The organism is Peptoniphilus asaccharolyticus DSM 20463 (assembly GCF_900176115.1).
GTDB lineage: Bacteria > Bacillota > Clostridia > Tissierellales > Peptoniphilaceae > Peptoniphilus > Peptoniphilus asaccharolyticus.
The window spans coordinates 1-17120 of the sequence record NZ_FWWR01000017.1 but is presented as its reverse complement, the minus strand read 5'-3'; the positions used below and the strand labels follow the sequence as shown (position 1 = coordinate 17120).

13 protein-coding genes and 1 pseudogene are annotated in these 17120 nt (G+C 34.0%); 5 read left to right on the top strand and 9 right to left on the bottom strand.

Going from position 1 to position 17120, the window contains the following annotated elements:
• Positions 1-8: 8 nt before the first annotated feature.
• The 4 genes from B8869_RS10020 to B8869_RS10005 are packed head-to-tail and all read right to left on the bottom strand — an operon-like array spanning position 9 to position 2639.
• Complete coding sequence (locus tag B8869_RS10020) at positions 9-518, bottom strand: phosphatidylglycerophosphatase A family protein (protein ID WP_084231479.1); 510 nt, start codon at positions 516-518, stop codon at positions 9-11.
• Positions 519-527: 9 nt separating this feature from the next.
• Positions 528-1067 (bottom strand): thermonuclease family protein, encoded by a 540-nt coding sequence (locus B8869_RS10015; RefSeq protein ID WP_084231478.1) that lies wholly within the window; start codon positions 1065-1067, stop codon positions 528-530.
• Entirely contained in the window at positions 1057-1566 is a 510-nt protein-coding gene (locus tag B8869_RS10010) for a hypothetical protein (protein ID WP_084231477.1), read from the bottom strand. The genes B8869_RS10015 and B8869_RS10010 overlap by 11 nt, the downstream gene beginning before the upstream one ends.
• Positions 1563-2639 carry an FAD:protein FMN transferase gene (locus tag B8869_RS10005; protein WP_084231476.1) on the bottom strand — a complete coding sequence of 359 codons (1077 nt, stop codon included), beginning with the start codon at positions 2637-2639 and terminating at the stop codon, positions 1563-1565. Before B8869_RS10005 ends, B8869_RS10010 begins: the two co-directional genes overlap by 4 nt.
• A gap of 144 nt (positions 2640-2783) precedes the next feature.
• On the opposite strand from B8869_RS10005, the gene mnmA reads away from it, so the two are divergent.
• The 5 genes and pseudogenes from mnmA to B8869_RS09980 all read left to right on the top strand — a co-directional run bounded on the left by mnmA (position 2784) and on the right by B8869_RS09980 (position 7494).
• On the top strand, positions 2784-3851 hold the full coding sequence (gene mnmA / locus B8869_RS10000; RefSeq protein ID WP_084231475.1) for a tRNA 2-thiouridine(34) synthase MnmA: 1068 nt from the start codon (positions 2784-2786) through the stop codon (positions 3849-3851).
• A gap of 15 nt (positions 3852-3866) precedes the next feature.
• A complete protein-coding gene (locus tag B8869_RS09995; protein ID WP_084231709.1) occupies positions 3867-4481 on the top strand; it encodes a 50S ribosomal protein L25 in 615 nt (204 codons plus the stop codon).
• An 87-nt stretch (positions 4482-4568) separates the two neighbouring features.
• Complete coding sequence (locus B8869_RS09990) at positions 4569-5087, top strand: pyridoxamine 5'-phosphate oxidase family protein (protein WP_084231474.1); 519 nt, start codon at positions 4569-4571, stop codon at positions 5085-5087.
• Between the two features lie 200 nt (positions 5088-5287).
• A pseudogene (locus B8869_RS12520) lies at positions 5288-6277 on the top strand (IS30 family transposase).
• A gap of 14 nt (positions 6278-6291) precedes the next feature.
• Entirely contained in the window at positions 6292-7494 is a 1203-nt protein-coding gene (locus B8869_RS09980) for an SLC13 family permease (RefSeq protein ID WP_234989838.1), read from the top strand.
• A 181-nt stretch (positions 7495-7675) separates the two neighbouring features.
• Here B8869_RS09980 and B8869_RS11520 read toward each other — a convergent pair whose 3' ends face one another.
• The 5 genes from B8869_RS11520 to B8869_RS09960 all read right to left on the bottom strand — a co-directional run.
• Entirely contained in the window at positions 7676-7849 is a 174-nt protein-coding gene (locus B8869_RS11520; protein WP_144017992.1) for a thioredoxin family protein, read from the bottom strand.
• 19 nt (positions 7850-7868) lie between these two features.
• Positions 7869-8153 (bottom strand): hypothetical protein, encoded by a 285-nt coding sequence (locus tag B8869_RS09975; RefSeq protein WP_084231472.1) that lies wholly within the window; start codon positions 8151-8153, stop codon positions 7869-7871.
• A 283-nt stretch (positions 8154-8436) separates the two neighbouring features.
• A complete protein-coding gene (locus B8869_RS09970; protein ID WP_084231471.1) occupies positions 8437-14784 on the bottom strand; it encodes an S-layer homology domain-containing protein in 6348 nt (2115 codons plus the stop codon).
• Between the two features lie 307 nt (positions 14785-15091).
• The gene (locus B8869_RS09965; protein ID WP_084231470.1) at positions 15092-16432 is read right to left on the bottom strand and encodes a sodium-dependent transporter; all 1341 of its coding nucleotides are present in this window, start codon (positions 16430-16432) and stop codon (positions 15092-15094) included.
• A gap of 55 nt (positions 16433-16487) precedes the next feature.
• A partial coding sequence (locus B8869_RS09960) for an IS30 family transposase (protein WP_144017990.1) occupies positions 16488-17120 on the bottom strand: 633 nt, incomplete at its 5' end.

The following is a 17120-nucleotide window of genomic DNA, read 5'->3' as shown; positions in this document are numbered from 1 at the left end:
ATTCCCTCCTAATTTTGGCGTGAGTGTGCTATTCTAGCCGCTGCAGCAGCCGCTATAGCAGCAATTATATCATCTGCAAATGTCTCAACATTTTTCAGTGAATCTGACTTTTTCTTTCTCTTATCCAACTCGTCAATAATACCTATCTTCTTTTTATCTAAGTATCCAAAGTTAGTAAGACCTATTGTGCCATACAAGTTTACAATGCCAAGTGGTAGAACTTCATCAATTCCATACAATTTTTCATCCTTTGCAATTATACTTTGAATCGGCTCAGGTAACAATTGTTTTTGTGCCATTTCATCTATTGCAAGTCCCGTTAAAACTGCATGGATAACTTCTCTTTTTCTCAATACTGCTTTAATATTTTCAAGGCATTCTTCCAATGTTAAATCATCAATATATTCACTTTGTAATAATAAGACAATTTCTGCAATGTCTTCTAACTCCACACCTATTTCCTTTAACTTTGATACAGTTGTATCATAGAGCATTTGTTGATCGTAGTTATAACTCATAACTTCTCCTTATTTTAAACTATTTCCTCTAGTAGTTCCCTCTTCTGAATATTCCCACATTCCTATCTTGTTCTTTATTGCATTTTTTTGTATATCTATAAAAAACTCTCTATACTTATCATTTGGTTTAAAAGTGTATACTCTTGCAAGACCAAATTTCAAAGCAATTCCGGAGTAGTTCAACTTTTCTATACTCTTTCTATTTACCTTATCCGGAACTTCAACCCATATATATCCTAGTGTTCTTCCATATCTATCAAACTCTTCTATATCTTTTTCTATAAATACTCTCTTGTTTAAAAGAATATTTTCAGCTAAATATTTAGCTTCCATAGAAAGAGATTCTTTCTTAGATATCTCAGGTGTATTTATTCCTATTATTCTTATCTTTTCTCCATCACTGGACAACACTGTGTCTCCATCTATAACCTTTATTATAGTGGTTTCTCTGTATTCACCTAATGTTGAATTTTCTTCATTCCCTAAATAAAAATGAATTCCTATAAGAATAATCAAAAGTATTAAAGACAGGTATTTATTACCTCTCATTTTTTCTTCTCTTCGTTTCCATATATCTTTTACGTCTGTTAATCTTTACTCTCTCTCTTTTTATACAAATTCCAAATATTATAGTTGGAATTAATGACGAGATAAATAAAAATAAGTAGTTTGAGCTTATCCCCAAAACTTCCATAGAATATACAAAAGGAAACATAAATAAATCCATAGGTAATCTCCAAATGCTGCCAGCTATTTCAAATCCCTCTTTAGATTGCATTCCTATAAGAGATATGGCAGCTAAAAAGATGAAGAGTAACACTATTATATTTCCAGAAAAAAAGTCCAGTTTAGAACTATTCTTTTTATATAGTCCCTTACCAAAATTGTAATACATTAAAATTGGAAGAATAGAAATTATAATTTTAAAAATTAAATTTCCATAAAAAACTTTCACTAGCACCTGGTTAAAATTTATCATGGTAGCTATTCCAAACATTATTAAAACTACTAAAAGGTGGATAAATAATCCTCTTGTGTTATTTCTCATTTTTCACCTTCTAACAGATTTCCAGTTTCCTTAAGCTCTCCTGAAAGAGTGTTCCATATAACTTCAACGCCCTGTTCTTTGCTAATTCTTCTTATCTCATCTTCAGAACTTAAAAATAGAGTTGTAGATAGATAATCGCTCAATCCAGAATCTTCAGTAACTATACTAAGAGAATTATAATCTCCTCCAGGATAAAAAGTTTCAGGGTCTATTATATGGTGATATCTCTTTGAATTGTAGTCAAAATATCTTTGATAATCACCACTTGTCACTACAGATGTATCATTTAAATTCAAAACAGCTAAAAATGAACTGTTATCCTCTTTATCATAAGGATTTTGAATTGCAATTGAAAAAGAATCTTTTAGAGGGTGCTTGCCAATTAGCTTTACATTTCCTCCAGCAGATATCAATCCACTCTTAACTCCTAATTCTTTTGCATACTGTCCAACTTTTTCTGCAGCATATCCTTTTGCCACAGCTCCTAGGTCTAATATCATTCCCTTTTCAATATATACTGTCTTTCCCTGATTATCTAATTGTATTTTTGATGTATTTACCAATGGTCTTAGAGCTTCCAACTCATCTTTTTCTGGTACCGCATGTCCAAATTGTTTTATAGCTTCTTCTGCACCTTCCAAATTTGCTTCTCTATACTTTGCCCATAAGTCTATAACAGGCCCCATCGCGATATTAACTTTATTTGAGATGGTCTTTTCACGCTCTAGAGTAAGAGCTATCACCTCAAACAATTCATCAGGCACTTTCACAGGCTCTATACCCGCCTTGTCGTTTATTGTTTTTAAATTGTTCAAGCCATCATAATTGTTATATCTATCAAAATATCTGTGTAATTTAAAATATTCATTTCTCATTTTTTCAAGGTTTTCATTAGCTCTATCTTCATCTGTATCATAAATTTGAAAAGTAGTCACTGTGTCAAAAGCTTCAAAAAATTGAATCTCATATTTTTCAACATTGCTATCAATTTCATTTTTTGCTATTTTGTCCGTATTTTTTGCTCCACAAGCTGTTAAAATCAACAAACAAAATATAATAAATAATCTTTTCATTTAATCACCATATATATCTTACCAAATAAATCCCCCAATTAAAAGGCAATTAAAATATCTATACTTAGCCATTTTCATCTTTTTTTGTGGATTTTTTTAAATCTCTCATGTATAATAGTACAAGGTTTTAGATAGGAGGTCGAAATGACTAAGAAAGGCACTGTTGTACTCGGAATGAGTGGAGGTGTTGATTCATCCGTCTCTCTCCTATTACTTCTTGAACAAGGCTATGATGTCACTGCGGTCTTTATGAAGAATTGGGATGACACTGATGATGATTACTGTACACAAGCTGATGATTATCTTGATGTACAAAGGGTTTGCTCTGCTTTAGGTGTAAAATATTACACTGTAAATTTTGAAAAAGAATATAGAGATAGAGTATTCTCTTACTTCTTGGAAGAATATAAAAAAGGTAGAACCCCTAATCCCGACATTATGTGTAACACTGAAATAAAGTTTAAAGCTTTTTTAGAGTTTGCACTTAAATTTAATTCCGATTATATAGCAATGGGACATTACGCACGTACAAGAACCGAAAACGGTCGAACTTATTTACTAAGAGGTTTAGATCAAAATAAAGATCAGTCCTATTTTCTATCAAGGGTTCCAGAAGCTGCTCTTGCAAAGACACTGTTCCCTGTTGGAGAACTTGAAAAATCTGAGGTTAGAAGAATAGCTGAAGAAAATGAACTAGCTACAGCTAATAAAAAAGATTCCACAGGAATTTGTTTTATTGGTGAGAGAGATTTCAACAAATTTTTAGACCAATTTCTATTCACTAAAGAAGGAGATATATATTCTTATGAAGGTGAACTTCTTGGAAGGCACTCCGGACTTATGCACTACACAATAGGGCAAAGAAAAGGTATTGGTTTAGGTGGTATGGGAAATGGCGAACCATTTTTCGTTCAAGATAAGGACTTAAAAAATAACCGTCTTATAGTAGCACAAGGGCTAAGTCATCCAGCTCTTTATAAAAAAACTACAATTGTTGAAAAACCATTTTGGATTACTGAAACACCTAAGTTACCTTTTGAGTGCACAGTAAAAATAAGATACAGGGCAAAGGATGAAAAAGCCTTAGTTGAAGAAATAAGCCCTGACAAATTAAAAGTTATGTTTGAAAATCCCCTAAAGGGAGTTACTCCAGGCCAAGCTCTTGTATTCTATCAAGATGAAATATGTCTAGGCTCTGGTATAATAGAATAAGGAGGCACTATGTCAATGATATTAAATTTAAAAAACAGAAGTGAAAAAGGAAAAAATCAAGTAGATAAACTAAGAGCAGTTCAAGTTGTTCCAGGAGTTATTTACTCAAAAGGAAATGAAGCTAAAGAAGTTTCAGCTGTAGAAAAAGACTTATTAAAAGTTTACCAAGAAAATGGTACTTCAAGTATTTTCAAAGTTGACCTTGAAGGAACAACTAAACAAGTTCTAATCAAAGAACTTCAAATGCACCCATTCAAGAACCAAATCGTTCACTTTGACCTATACCTAATCGACATGAGCGAAAAAATCAAAGTTAACATTCCAGTTGTATTAGAAGGAAGAGATGAAGTTAAAGTTCAACCTTCAGTATTACTACAAGTTGTTAACGAAATTGAAGTTGAATGTCTTCCAGCAGACCTTCCAGCTGAAGCTATCGTAAATGTTGTAGATATGCAAATTGGAGATTCTATCCTTGTTAAAGATCTTGACGTAGCTAAAAACGAAAAAATCGAAGTTATCTTTGATCTTGAAGAAACTGTAGCTACTCTACAAGAACCACAAGAAGAAGTTGTTGCTGAAGAAGTTGAATCAGCAGAAGTTCCTACTGTTTCTGAAACAGAAGCTGAATAATTTTTAAAATAAAGACAGGCTTTTTAGCTTGTCTTTTTTTGTTTCTTAATTTATGGGTATAATTAAAATAAAATTAAGGAGAAGATTATGGCTATTATAAAAAATCTACCTTTAGATGCAGCTTATAGAATAATAGATGAAAGTGAATACGGTGTTTTAAGTGTCTTTGACTTTTCAATACACTCTGTTCCCTTTTCTTTTGTGAGAAGTGATGACAATATATACTTTGCATCTTCAAAAAAAGGTACAAAAGTTGATATATTTGAAAGAGAAGAGATGATTAAATTAGTCTTTGTATCAAGGACTAATGTTGCAGACGAATACACTCTTTATGAAATAAAAAAAGAAGTTGATTCTGGAAATATATCATTTTTAAATCAAAGTGTATTTACTAATGAATATGAATCCGCAATTGCAGATGGTAGACTTGAGTTGTTAAAAGACGAAGAAGAACGTGTAAATGCATTAGAAGATTTGTATTCCAAATACTATGCAGATAAAATGCAATGGTTTGATTTAATAAAAGATGGCGTCTTGGAAAACTCAAACATCTATAAAGTTAAGCTTACAAATGTCACAGCTAAAGAAAAATATATAGAAATTTAAAAAGACGTAGCGAATTTGCTACGTCTTTTCTAACCACATTTTTTAAGGGCTCTATAATATCTGTTGGGGAGTAAATCCCTAACAGATATTTTTATGCAGATAATTTATCATAACAAGTGCAACATAAATAAACTCATAGCTAATCAGCTGTGTTAATATGTAAGTGACCAAACAAAACATATTAAAAGGAGTGATTAACTATGAGCTATAACCATCTTACCATAGAAGAAAGATCTTGTATTTACCAATTTTTAAATTTAGGAATGAGTATAAGGAAAATTGCACAAGCACTTAAAAGGTCACCTAGTACAATATCTAGAGAAAATTAAAAGAAATTCATCTAAGATAAAAGTTAGTAGGGGAAGTTACACTAAGTACTTTCCGATAAAGGCAAAATGATAAATATATTGATAGAAGAAAAGACTGCCATAGAAAAAGTAAATTTTCTAAAGATGTTATTGATTATTTAACTGTAAAGATTAACGAAACATTGGTCCCCTGAAACAAATATCAAATAGAAACACAAATGAGATTCATGAATTACCATCTACATCAACGATATATAGAATGATACACGCCAAAAAGCTGCCAAAAACTAGTATGAAAAATTTGAGAAGAAAAGCTAAATTTAAAAGGCCAGCAGAAAAAAGAGGAAAATTCAATGATAAAGGTAGAACAATTAAGAAAAGACCTAAAGAGATATACAGAAGGCAAGAATTAGGCCACTGGGAAGCAGATACAGTGGAATCAGGCAGATTAGATCATAAAAGGAAAAGTAGATGTTGTTTCGTAACTTTAGCAGAAAGAAAATCTAGATATTATATAGCAATCCTAGTTGAAAATAGAAAGTCGGAAAGCGTAACACCAGCAATAATAAATGCATTAAAAGATTATCCAAAAGAATTAGTAAAAACAATAACCTTTGATAGAGGTAAAGAATTTTCAGAATTTGAGAAAATAGAAAAGAATTAGGATGCAAAACTTATTTTTGTGATCCCTATTGTGCATGGCAAAAAGGTACAAATGAAAATAGTAACGGACTTTTGAGGGAGTTTTATCCTAAGGGTATGGATTTATCAGAAGTGAATATTGATGAATTAAATTATAACTTAAGTTTAATGAATAATAGACCTAGAAAATGTATAAAATATAAAACACCTAAAGAAGAACTTTTTGGTCTCTTACCATAGGTGTTGCATTTGATTTGACAATTCGTCTATTAAAAATGTCCCCTAAAGAAGTGATTGGTCTTTGGCCAATGAGTATATTCTTTGCTATCTTTTCCGTGAGTCTATTCTACAATTTTGCAGTAGTCAATGGAACTATGGATAAACTTGCCAGCCATATACTCTACAAGACTAAGAATTTCCCAGAACTACTATACATAATTATCTATTTAATATCCGTTCTTCTCTCTGCAATGGGTGCGGGATTTTTTACTGTAATGGCTGTGTTTTGTCCAATAGCCATCACACTTTGTAAGAAAAGCGGCAAAAATATACTCATCGGAGCACAAGCAGTTAACTGGGGTGCTTCTGGTGGAGCAAATCTTATGACAAGCGGTTCAGGAATAGTCTTCCAAGGACTTATGAAAGATGCCGGATTTGAAAATGAGGCTTTTAAAATGGGAATCCCTATATTTTCATTCACTGTTATATATCCTTTAATAGTGCTAGTGATTTTATTCTTAGTAAGTCACTTCAAACATAAGAATATTTCTGCTACACTCGATATCGAAAATCCTAAGCCATTTAATACTAAACAAAAAATAAATCTATTGTTGATAGCATTTACTTTTGTATTGGTCTTAATATTCCCCGTTATGAATATCTTAAATCCTGAAATAAAATGGATTGCAGATATCAACTCAATGTTAAACATCGGACTTGTATGTATAACTATGTCAGTTATATCTCTACTACTTAATTTAGCTGACCAAAAAGAAGTCCTTGTCAGAGTGCCATGGACAACTATCATTATGCTATGTGGTATGGGAATATTAATTCAAATAGCTGTTAAAGCCGGTGTTATAAGTCAAATAGGAACTTTCATGGATTCAAATGTTCCGGAATTCTTAATTCCTACTGCTTTCTGTTTAGTTGCTGGAGCGATGTCTTTCTTCAGCTCTACGCTATCAGTGGTTACACCATCTCTATTTCCTATAATCGGAGCGATGGTTGCAGCTAACCCTAATCTTAACGCAACACTTCTATTCACAGCTACAGTTGCCGGTTCGCTCTCTACTAACATATCACCTTTCTCTTCAGCAGGTTCGCTTATGCAGATGTCATCCCCTACAGAAGACGATAGAGAGTGGATGTTTGACAAGCAGATGTTTGTAGGTCTACCACTTACCTACGGCTTGGCAATAGTGAGTGTGTTAATTCTAACTGCTATTATGTCATAAAAATAAACTCGGTTTACATGCCGAGTTTATTTTGCTTTATTCAATCTATAAATTCTACTATTCTATTTAGTTTTTCTCTAAGTTCAACAATTGGCATAAACCTTGCCATTCTAAAAACTTCTTTCCCATCAACATACATTATTAATACAGGGAATGTAAAAAGTTGGAACTGCCCTCTTACTTAATTTACATCATTCACACAAATAAATTTTTCTTTTACTTTTGGGTACTCTTCAAGTAATCTCTTTACCTGCGGCTCAAGCCCATGGCACACTGAACAAGTTTCAGTTCCAAAGTACAACAAAGCAAGTCTATTTTCATCAACGAAATTTTTTATACTATCCAAACTATCCATACATACCCCACAAAATCTTCTATTTTAAATATGCTCTAAAAGTTATGCTTCCCAATATAAAAACTAAAATTAATATGGCTATCTTTTTATCTTTCTTATAAATTTTCTTAAATTCATACCCAAAAACTATAGCCCATATAACCAATGATAAAGCCAAAAACCATACTCCGCCATATGTCAATTTTGAATAAAGTGGACTTGAATAGTCTACACGAAAAATAATTATAGATAATATCAAAGTCAATCCCACTACAGAAAATAAAATATTTATCTTTTTTAACTTATCCAAATTATTATGATTCATATATTCGCCAACCTTTTTCTTCAACTATATGGTGTCATAAATATTTTTTATATCAATTTTCGCACAAAAAAAGGACCTCCAACGAGGTCCTTAATTATCGGCTCTATGTCAAACATTGGGGCTAGTGAAAACTAGGACTCTATGTCAAACATCCATTAAGGTGGTTACTCCCCAATGGATATTATAGAGCCACAAAAAACCGGAGGTAATCCTCCGGTCTTTCTAATTCATACTTCATAACCAAACATTTACATATTAAGTTATAAAATACAAAATTATTTAATTATTTTACAATCTTGTCCCATTTTTCAACTCTTGTGCCTATTCTTTCATAGTCATGAGTGTGAACTGCTTCTATGATTTCGTAGTAAGCCCAGTGATTTTCTACTAAATCTTTGAAAGATTTAATTTCAAATCTGTGTTCTCTTACGAATTCGCCGTCAGCCGCTCTATCGAACATTCTGTTTACGATAGATACTGCTTCCGCTCTAGTGATAGGAGCATCTGGTTTGAATGTTCCATCAGGATAGCCTGAGATTAATCCTTCAGCCTTAACTTTAGCAATAGCATCTTTTGCCCAATGATTCATTGGTACGTCTACGAATGTTTCATCAGCAGCTTTTGGATTCTTAATATATTTAGAAACGATAGTTGCAAATTCTGCTCTAGTTATGCTCTTATTAGGTTTAAATGTTCCATCAGGATATCCCTTGATGATGTCTTTCTTAGAAAGCTTCATAACGCTGTCTGAGAACCAATCATATGCTAGAACATCAGAGAACTTAGGTGAATAATTTGCAGGAGCACTATTTTCAGTTAATCTTGCAAATATAGTAGATACTTCCGCTCTAGTGATCTTGCCATCAGGTCTTACAGTTCCATCTGGGTAACCAGAGATATATGCTTCGTGTCTTTCTAATGATTTTGGTTCTGGTTTAGCTTCAATCTTAGTAGAACCGAAGTAGATAGGCCACCATGGATTGTAATCAGGTGTTGGTTGTGGTTCTGGAGTTGGTTCTGGTGTAGGAGTAGTTTTACCTTTTACAGTTGTTTCAGCATCTTTAGTTTTTCCATTACCATCAGTCTGAGTTACTTTAATAGTATCTCCTTGTTTTAATGGCTTGTCTGCAGGTACATCTACAGTCCAGTTACCATTATCATCCACTTTAGTTTTACCAATTTCATTGCCGTCTTTGTCTTTGACTACAATATCAGAACCTGGTTCACCCTTACCAGTAATCTTATCATCGCCTTCGTAAGGTTGATTAATAGTTGGGTTTGCAGTTGTATCTTCTTTGCCTTTTACTGTTGTTTCAGCATCTTTAGTTTTTCCATTACCATCAGTCTGAGTTACTTTAATAGTATCTCCTTGTTTTAATGGCTTGTCTGCAGGTACATCTACAGTCCAGTTACCATTATCATCCACTTTAGTTTTACCAATTTCATTGCCGTCTTTGTCTTTGACTACAATATCAGAACCTGGTTCACCCTTACCAGTAATCTTATCATCGCCTTCGTAAGGTTGATTAATAGTTGGGTTTGCAGTTGTATCTTCTTTGTCTTTTACTGTTGTTGATGCTGGTTCAGATGGATCCTTACCAGTTTCAGTTTGAGTAGCTTTTATTATTTCATCTTTTTGAAGTGGTTCAGCTGCTGGAACTGTTACTTCCCAATCACCATTTTGGTCAACTGTAGCTGTTCCAATTTCATTACCATTGCCGTCTTTAACTACAATAGTTGCTCCTACGACACCCTTACCTTTAATCTTTTCATCTCCAACAGTTGGTTGATTTATAGTAGGTGTTGTAGATTTATCTTGTACTGGTTTTTGATTTACAGTTAATGTTCCTGGTGAACTTGCTGTTAATTCTTTGTCTTGTCCGTCTCCATCTTTTGTTGTGATCTTTGCTACTAGATGTTTTCCATCATCTTCTTTTGTTAATGCTGTGTCTTCTTTTGGTTCGATTGTGATTCCATATTCTTCTAGCTTATCTTTTGTTACTGTGACTTTATTGTTGTTCTTGTCTACTAGTTCAATTTTTAAGCCATCATGATTTGGTTTTTCGCCTTCATTGTATTCCATCTTTGTTGGGTCTTTTATGAAGTTGAATCCAATTATCGCATCTTTATCGAATCCATCATTTGTCTTGAAGGTTGCTGTGTATACTGCTTTGTCTTCAAGTTGTTTGTCAGCTGTCATTTCTGCTTTAGATGCGTCTACCCATTTTTCAAATGTGTATTGGTTGTTTTGATCCATTGTTTGTCCAATTGTTGGTAGGGTTAGTTCTGACCATTTTCTAATTGGATTTGTCTTTTTAACTAAAGCTGATATGACTTTTCCTTTTTTACCATCTAATACTAGTGTTGCTGCTCTAGGTTTTTCAATCTTAAAGGATACGATTATATAGTCATCTTTTTTGATTGGCTTACCATCAGTGTCTTCTTTTGGTACATTCTTGTCATCTGGATTTGTTGGATTGTTTTGATCATCTGGTATATATGGGATGATGTCTTTGTCACTAGCTTTTTTTGCATATGCAGTAAATTCGTTATTATCTTGGCTTACAACATAGTTTGTTGGATCATTAGTTACTTTACCCTTCCAAGCTACATCTTTATAAGTGTCATCAAGAACTTCTGCATTTATCAATTTAAATATTGTTTCTTTTAATACTGAATGTTTATATTCGCCAAGGTTTGTCCCTGGTTTTATTTTATAAGTTTTATAAAGTACTGGGGTTTCCTTAATTCCTTCAGTAGTAACACCTTCTTTAACAACTTTTACACCTTCGCCAAGTAAGAATTTAACTTTGATAGCATCATTAGGCGCATTTTCGTCATTGTCCGGAAGAATATGGTCCTTAACAACAAGATTTTGTTTTACTACATTAAGTTCAGATCCATCTTCAAAAGCTACTTTTAGTGTTCCTGGATGTTTACCAACAGCACTTGTATCTCTCTTTGATTCATCTGTTACTGTTGCTTTGTCTATTAGTTCTTGTAATTTGCCGCCAGTATCTTCTGTACCTTCTTTTAACTTAACGCCATCTTTCCAGTTAATATCTTTTACTGGATAGTCTTTCCAAACATTGATATCTTGTGGGTCAAGTTTATCTTTAAGCTTAGATGCTGCATCTTCAACACCCTTCTTAATGAAATGTGCTGTGTAGGCGTCATTTGCTACCATCTTGTAAGTGTCTGTTATCTTTTCTGCTGGTGTCCAGTTCTTAAGTTCGTTTCCTGCTTTTCCTACAACGCTGACTTTTTCTTTGATGTCTTTGTAAAGAGTTTCTGGCGCAACTTTTGCCCAAACTTTTTTACCTTGTTTTTCACCTATCTTAATTTCACCTTTTGCTTCGTCTTCTGATTCAAAGGTTACTGTTACATATGTGTCCGGAATTGGTTTCTTGTCTGAGCCTTCTGTTGGTTTGTCCTTTTCTGGATTCTTTGGATCTTGTGGTACCCATGGAATGATCTTGTCTGTTGTTGTGTCTTTTTCAGCTGTTGCTTTTGCTAGGATTGTTTTGTCTGCACTAACTGCTACGTCTTGTGTTGGTTTTGCTCCTAGGTTAGTTTTTCCATCGTACCATGCAGGATTTTCATGTTTATCTACAGCTTTTCCTGTTAGATCTACCAATTTATCTTTTGATAGTTTGTCTTTTACTGCATAAGTTTTTTCTGTAACTGTTCCTGCTACAATTGTTGCGTCTTGTTTTACTGTTACTCTATGCCATCCTGTTGGAATTGGATCCTTTGGTTGTACTTCGCTTCCGTCTTTGATGAATTTTGCTACGTATGGTTTGTCTGCTTGTGCTACGCCTAATTCCGGTGCCCATACTGTAAATCCATAGCCTTCGTTTGGTATTGCTTTTATTAAAGCTTCTTCTTTACCTTCAACTTTTAATGTTGAAAGGTTTGTGCCTGGTTTTACTTTGGCTTTTACTTCTGCGCCTTCTTTTGTTCCAACTTTTACTTTTCCTAGTGCTGTTGTACCTTCTTTTTGAGCTTGGAAAGTTACTGTAATATAATCTGTTGGAATTGGTTTATCATCGCTTCCTTTGTCTGGCTCTTTATCTGTTCCTGGTACCCATGGAATGATCTTGTCTGTTGTGTAGTCTATCTTTTCTGCTTTTGCATTGAATGCTTGATCAGCATTTACTACTGTGTCTTTTGCTGGTGTCCATGTTACGCTCTTGTATCCTTCTTTTGCTTCTGCATTAGGGAATTTTCCTTCTGGTACTGCTGTACCTTTCTTTACGATTATTGGTTTTACTGCGTCCCAACCGTCTGCTTTGATTGATTCATTATCTTTTGTGAATGTTACTGTCGCTGCGTCTGTTGGTACTGGTTTTCCGCCTTCTGGTTTTTGAGCGCCATTTTCGTATACATATAGCTTTTGTGTTACTTCTAGTGTTGAGTCGTCTGCAAATGTGATCTTTAATTTTCCATCTGTTGGATTTAATACTTCAGCAGCTGTTGTTCTTGCTGGTGTTGTTGTGTCTTCAACCTTTTTTGCTGCTTGGATAGCTACTTTTACTACTGCTTTCACTGTAGTATCTGTCGACTTAGCTTCTACACCTTTCTTCCAGAAGTCTGAGTCTAATTTGTCGCCTACCCATGCTGCTAGGTCTTTTCCTTCTATGCCGCCTAAGCCTTCAATCTTTTCTGCTGTTGTTTTCGGTGTAGCTGTTGCTGTGAATTTCTTGTTTGTTGTTGTTACTTTTTTGTCTGCTGGTGTCCATGTTAGGTTTTTGTATCCATTTTCTAATGTTGCTTGTGGGAAGTCTGCGTCTACTAATGTTGTGTTTGGTTTTACATATAGATTCTTTGCTGCTACATTTGTTACGCCTGTTCCCTTTGCAAATTCTACTTTGATTTTGTCATCTGGTAGTTTGTTAGGATCTTCTGGGTCTACTACTTTTTCATTGCTTACGATTAACATTTGATTTGCTACTTCTAATTTTGAGTTGTCTTTAAATGTTACTAGTAGTGTTCCTTGTTTTTCTCCTGCTACTGCTGATGTTCTTTCTGGTTGTGTCTTGTCTGTTACTTTTGCGTCTTTTAGTAATTTTGCTACTTCATCTTTGTTTTCACCTTTTGTAGCTTTTACACCTTTTGACCAAGTGATTGGATCATTTACCCATACTTTTATTGTTTCTGGGCTTAGTCCACCTAGTTCAGTTACTTTTTTTGCTGTTGTGTCTTCGATTACTTTTACTACAAATGGTACAATGCGCTTTGAACCGTCTGGATAAATAACATGAACTTTATCCGTTATCTTTTCTCCGTCTTTTGCGTTCTTTGGAATCTTGACAGTAACTTCTCCAGTGTATTCATTTATACTTTTAGGTCCAGTTTTTGTAGCTGGTTTTTGAGTAATTTCCCCAGTACTAGGATCTACATTAAATTCATCCTTTGGATCAGATTCTAACATGAAACGAGTTCCTTCTGGGAATTTTTTATTATCCTCGAATTTGATTGGTAACTTTACAGTGTCTCCTGGTTTTCCCTTTTCTTCGTTATAGTAAGGCTTTAAATTTAGCTTATCTTCATTAGGCATAACGTCAACAACTGCAATTTTAGAGAAGTTGTAATTTCCTGTTCCGTGTGGTTTTGCTTTATTTACGCCAAGCTCTCTACTTGTAGCACCAACAGTTACCCATACTTTACCGGATAAATCTACGTCATTTCTTTTTCCGCCCCAGCCCATATAGTTGGTAAAATCGCTATCTACATTTGGAAGTTCTGCGTTTGCAACTACTTCTCCAATGTCCAGCTCAGTAGTGAAGGAATACATCCTAGTGTTTGCTTCATTAAAACCACTCTGATTGTCTCTGATTGCATACTTTGAATAGTAGTTGTATTTCTCTATGTTGTAATCCATTGAGCTATCTTTGTTGTCCCCTGTACATGGCAGCCTATATTTTTCCTGTAGAAATTCTTTCGTTTGGTCAGTTTTTCCTAAAATTCTTCTTCCATTATATAAAATAGAATTGCTACCTTTAGTAACATCATACATTTGGAAGTTGCCAGTATGCAGAGCATGCCAATTGTCAGGATATTCTTTCAACTTTCTAAATCCATTAGAAACATAGAGGTTCCTCGGACTTTCTAAACCTCTTGATATCGCAATATAAAAATATGGATTAGTTAAGTCTTTTGTTACACCCATAAGTGGTCCAGCACTTTGACCTTTAACTATAATCTTCCAATGTATAGTATTGGTCTCTTTATCAAATTTTGCATTTACTCTAATAAGTTCATCTGCATAATTATCATTTCCGCCTGGTTTCATTGACCAACCAAATTCATCATAAGGGTCTTTCCATTGAGTGTAATGTATGCCCTTTACACTTCCTCTAAATAATAAATCACCTACATTTCCACAAAAGCCCGTTCTTGCCATTACAGCAGCGTCTGAACCATTTTCATAATCGTCAGGCTTCCATGGTGCTTCTCCTGCTCTCGCTTGATTGTCTTTAAGCATTGCTTCCGGTGGATTAGCTGCCGCCCATGCAACTTCTGTTAAGGATGGTAGCACTAAGCTTATAACCAATAAATATAGAATTAGCTTTTTTAAACTTTTAGCGATCTGATTTTTTCTTGTTCTAAAATTTGTAATATCGCTCATTTTTTCCTCCTTTTATTATTTTAATGTGTGATTTTTGGCTTATTTACTAGCTTTGCTACCCCCCCATAAAATAAATCAGGATTTGAATATCATATGATTTTTGTATATGATTTATATTTTTTATTATATATTACTTGATTTGTCAATACAAGTTAAACAATTTTACCAATATTTTCAACTAAAACCTCTACTGGTGTTTTATAAATATAGGGCATAATACCAATGAGCATGGCTCCCCATATAAACATATGACCCCTTGCAAAAAGGGCTATATAAAATCCCCTTTTAAAAGGGGACTTTTATTTTATCAACCTATTCCTCCAAAAACAGCTCCGGCTACTAACGCAAGAAGCGCTAAAGCACAGTATAGATACTTTCCTGTAGGATAGAACCAACCTCCGATTTTATGAGGTGAACCTAAATTTACGGCTTCTTCTGCAAATTCTCTCTTTGCTACCCAGAAGAACATGATACCTGCTAAAAGTGCTCCTAATGGGCAAATGTAAATTGAAACTACATCCATCCATTGAGAAACTATAGCTTGTATAAATATTGCTACAACACAACCTATTACGTGAACGATTGCAACTGCAACTAATCTCTTCATGTTAAATTTTTCTTGTAGTACTGCAACTGGTGTTTCATATAAGTTGATTATTGAGCTGACTCCGGCGAATAGTACACAGATGTAGAAGATAACTCCTATAATTCTTCCGCCTACCATTCCATTAATTACATTTACTAAGTAAATGAACATAAGACCAGGGCCACCTTCTGATAATTCAGCTCCACCAACTGCCATTGCTGGAATAATAACTATTGCAGCAAGCATTGCAGCTAAAGTATCAAAGAATGCAACTTGTTTTGCTGAATCTATTAAGTTTTCACTCTTACTCAAATATGATCCGTATATTACTGAACCATTTCCTGCAACTGATAATGAGAAGAAAGCTTGTCCAAAAGCGAAAATCCAAAGTTTAGGATCTTTTAATCCTTCTGAGTTTACAGTGAAAATGTAATTATATCCATTAGATGCTCCAGGTTGTAGAGCTATGTATATAGCTAAGCATATGAACAACGCAAATAAAACTGGCATCATTACTTTGTTTGCTTTTTCTATACCGCCTGCAATCCCCATGGACATTATTATTAAACTTACAATTATTGCTATAACAATCCACATATTAGCTCCGCCTGCTCCTGCAGTTTGACCAAATGTAGAACCTATTACTTCCATGTCATTGCCCATAGCGAATAATGAGCCATCTATTGACATCCAAGCATATTTAAAAATCCAACCCATTACACATGTGTAACCTATCGCAAGTGCAAGAGAACCTAAAACAGGTATTAATCCTAAAGTTTCCCCTAAATTTCTATTTCCTCTTTGCTCTGTGCACATTCCAAAAGCTCCAACCGGTCCTGCTCCTGCAGCACGACCAAGCGCGAACTCTTCTATAACTCCTGTACTACCAATTAAAATTACAAATATACAGTACGGGATTAAAAATGTCATTCCTCCCCAGGCCGAAACTAAAACTGGAAATCTCCAAATATTCCCCATTCCTACAGCTGATCCTATACACGCTAATATAAATCCCCACTTAGTGCTAAAACCGTCTCGTTTTTCGACATTTTTTCCTGACATATTGCGCCTCCACAAATATTATTTTATTGACGAATTGTCAAATCAAATGCAACACCTATGGTAAGAGACCAAAAAGTTCTTCTTTAGGTGTTTTATATTTTATACATTTTCTAGGTCTATTATTCATTAAACTTAAGTTATAATTTAATTCATCAATATTCACTTCTGATAAATCCATACCCTTAGGATAAAACTCCCTCAAAAGTCCGTTACTATTTTCATTTGTACCTTTTTGCCATGCACAATAGGGATCACAAAAATAAGTTTTGCATCCTAATTCTTTTTCTATTTTCTCAAATTCTGAAAATTCTTTACCTCTATCAAAGGTTATTGTTTTTACTAATTCTTTTGGATAATCTTTTAATGCATTTATTATTGCTGGTGTTACGCTTTCCGACTTTCTATTTTCAACTAGGATTGCTATATAATATCTAGATTTTCTTTCTGCTAAAGTTACGAAACAACATCTACTTTTCCTTTTATGATCTAATCTGCCTGATTCCACTGTATCTGCTTCCCAGTGGCCTAATTCTTGCCTTCTGTATATCTCTTTAGGTCTTTTCTTAATTGTTCTACCTTTATCATTGAATTTTCCTCTTTTTTCTGCTGGCCTTTTAAATTTAGCTTTTCTTCTCAAATTTTTCATACTAGTTTTTGGCAGCTTTTTGGCGTGTATCATTCTATATAT

What these genes read in the sequence shown, in the direction of transcription:
- B8869_RS10020 (WP_084231479.1), bottom strand. Translation starts at nt 518, where the DNA reads ATGAGTTATAACTACGATCAACAAATGCTCTATGATACAACTGTATCA.
- B8869_RS10015 (WP_084231478.1), bottom strand. Translation starts at nt 1,067, where the DNA reads ATGAGAGGTAATAAATACCTGTCTTTAATACTTTTGATTATTCTTATA.
- B8869_RS10010 (WP_084231477.1), bottom strand. Translation starts at nt 1,566, where the DNA reads ATGAGAAATAACACAAGAGGATTATTTATCCACCTTTTAGTAGTTTTA.
- B8869_RS10005 (WP_084231476.1), bottom strand. Translation starts at nt 2,639, where the DNA reads ATGAAAAGATTATTTATTATATTTTGTTTGTTGATTTTAACAGCTTGT.
- mnmA (WP_084231475.1), top strand. Translation starts at nt 2,784, where the DNA reads ATGACTAAGAAAGGCACTGTTGTACTCGGAATGAGTGGAGGTGTTGAT.
- B8869_RS09995 (WP_084231709.1), top strand. Translation starts at nt 3,867, where the DNA reads ATGATATTAAATTTAAAAAACAGAAGTGAAAAAGGAAAAAATCAAGTA.
- B8869_RS09990 (WP_084231474.1), top strand. Translation starts at nt 4,569, where the DNA reads ATGGCTATTATAAAAAATCTACCTTTAGATGCAGCTTATAGAATAATA.
- B8869_RS11520 (WP_144017992.1), bottom strand. Translation starts at nt 7,849, where the DNA reads ATGGATAGTTTGGATAGTATAAAAAATTTCGTTGATGAAAATAGACTT.
- B8869_RS09975 (WP_084231472.1), bottom strand. Translation starts at nt 8,153, where the DNA reads ATGAATCATAATAATTTGGATAAGTTAAAAAAGATAAATATTTTATTT.
- B8869_RS09970 (WP_084231471.1), bottom strand. Translation starts at nt 14,784, where the DNA reads ATGAGCGATATTACAAATTTTAGAACAAGAAAAAATCAGATCGCTAAA.
- B8869_RS09965 (WP_084231470.1), bottom strand. Translation starts at nt 16,432, where the DNA reads ATGTCAGGAAAAAATGTCGAAAAACGAGACGGTTTTAGCACTAAGTGG.